Source organism: Lysinibacillus sp. NPDC094177, from assembly GCF_050279145.1.
Classification (GTDB): domain Bacteria; phylum Bacillota; class Bacilli; order Bacillales_A; family Planococcaceae; genus Lysinibacillus.
This window is the reverse complement of record NZ_JBNNTW010000035.1, coordinates 1-1,927: the sequence shown is the minus strand read 5'-3', so window position 1 is coordinate 1,927 and position 1,927 is coordinate 1. Positions and strand designations below refer to the sequence as shown.

Annotated in this window: 3 protein-coding genes; all 3 read right to left on the bottom strand. The window is 34.5% G+C overall.

All coding sequences use genetic code 11. From position 1 onward, the window contains the following. Positions 1 to 205: 205 nt before the first annotated feature. The 3 genes from ACQKNC_RS22545 to ACQKNC_RS22535 are packed head-to-tail and all read right to left on the bottom strand — an operon-like array spanning position 206 to position 1,618. Complete coding sequence (locus tag ACQKNC_RS22545; RefSeq protein ID WP_427426927.1) at positions 206 to 976, bottom strand: CPBP family intramembrane glutamic endopeptidase; 771 nt, start codon at positions 974 to 976, stop codon at positions 206 to 208. 13 nt (positions 977 to 989) lie between these two features. Beyond that, positions 990 to 1,295, bottom strand: a complete 306-nt coding sequence (locus ACQKNC_RS22540) for a DUF3784 domain-containing protein (protein WP_427426925.1) — start codon at positions 1,293 to 1,295, stop codon at positions 990 to 992. 14 nt (positions 1,296 to 1,309) lie between these two features. Then, complete coding sequence (locus tag ACQKNC_RS22535; protein ID WP_427426924.1) at positions 1,310 to 1,618, bottom strand: hypothetical protein; 309 nt, start codon at positions 1,616 to 1,618, stop codon at positions 1,310 to 1,312. Between the last annotated feature and the right edge of the window lie 309 nt (positions 1,619 to 1,927).

Genomic DNA, 1,927 nt, shown 5'->3' with positions numbered 1-1,927 from the left:
TTTAAAAAACATAAGACACCTCGGTGTCTTCTTTAATGTCATCGACACTTCTCCTAGTTAAACCCACTTGCTATTTCTTCCACTAACCTGCCCCGATAGTTGAATAAGAAAAAGATGGGATCTCTGTGGCATCCCATCTTTAAGTAAAGCACCCCGTTAGTTTAATAAGAACAGAGACGATTATTCAACAATCTCGCCCGATTGCTTAATAGAGTATTGACGCAAATAGAACGTGAAGAAAGATATCTGCTGACATATGTGCAATCATTGCATATTCTAAGCCCTTCCTCCAGTACAAATAACCAAACCACAAGCCTAAGAGCCCATTTAACACCAATGCCCGTATTACAATAATTGTAGATAGATCGCCGAATACTTGTATTGTCGCTGGCAAATGTCCTAATCCAAATATTATTGCTACAAGAAAAATTGCAACATAGTAAAAACTATTAGGAATGTTATCCTTTTCTTTTTTTGTTATCCAGGCCAATAACCATACAATGAACGTCATGCCAAACAATCGAAGCATTATTTCTTCTGTAAATCCTCCGTATAATGAAGCAAGTAAACCTTGCCACCAATTAGGTGAAGGAACTTGATTCATGGGTGCTCCTATCAAAGGGCTAAATACGAATAAATCAAGAAGAATTATAATAACGCTTCCAATTAACGCTACAACAATACTATTGATTAACCACTTTTTTGAGATATGTACTCGTGTCTTAGGGTAAACAAGTCCATTTAATAGTGGAGCGTTTAACCCTGTACGATTTTGAAGCCTTAAACCAACCAATATCAATACAAACGTATATAAAACTTGAAAAGTTGAATTTATAATAACTATTAATGAAGTTGGTATATCTCCCGGTACAGATTGATCGCCCATTAAAGTTATCGAATATGGAATTATAGCGAATATTCCTATTGTATTTAATATTGTAAATAACAGGACTAGTTTTATTCTCCAGTTTCCCACGTGTACACCCCTTTCAATATCCTATTTGATCTAATCCGATTACTATAATAATCAAACTCACATCAATAATAGCCAAGACCCCAGAGATTTTTCCGACTGTTGCCCCAAACCATATGGTAAAAATAGATGTAAAAATGGCTATAACACCTATAATAATTAAGAGAATACCGACTCTGTTACCTAGTCTTTCTTTATTAACTGGTTCCCACGTTTCCCTGAAACCTGCAAGAAATGCAAATGTCTGTTTTGTCCGAACAATATAGCCAACCCAAATTAAAAATACACCAAAAATTAAACCGATTACCATTTCAATTCCCATTTCTTTTCCTCCCTTTATTCTCCCTTTATAAAATTATATCCACAATCTCCACCACCTTGACCAGAAGTAAAGTTAATTTGTGATCGTTCAACACCCTTCCAGGCGTTCGTTACCTCAAAAAGAACTGATTTAGTTGTATATCCTTTTAAACTTAGTCTCTCTTTTATATCAACAACTTTCCCACTAAATACGGCTTTTGAACGTTCAAATTCTTCTACACTTGGTAAATATGCACACGAACAAGCACTTGTAATCGAAGGAAAAGAGCCTATCATAAAAATACCAATAAAAATGAAAGACAGAAGTGTCATTGCTTTCTTCAAACAAATCACCTCAATCTCTCCCATTATCACCTAGGTTTAGTATTTTTGTAATATAATACTAATGTTAACACAAAAATAGAAATCTAGTTTTGCTTGGTAATATTATTCCATTAAATGGCCCGATTGTTGAACACAAGTTAAACAACACTATTCAACTAAACTGTTCTGTTAGTTGAACAAGAAAAAGATGGGATCTCTACGGAATCCCATCTTGAAGTAAAGCACCCGTTAGCACAATAAGGGAACTCTTCAGATTTATGCGGATTTACAACGATAAGACTTCAATTTTTATATACGATTTTATTCATC

Coding starts and splice junctions, on each gene's coding strand:
- ACQKNC_RS22540 (WP_427426925.1), bottom strand. CDS start 1,295: ATGGGAATTGAAATGGTAATCGGTTTAATTTTTGGTGTATTTTTAATT.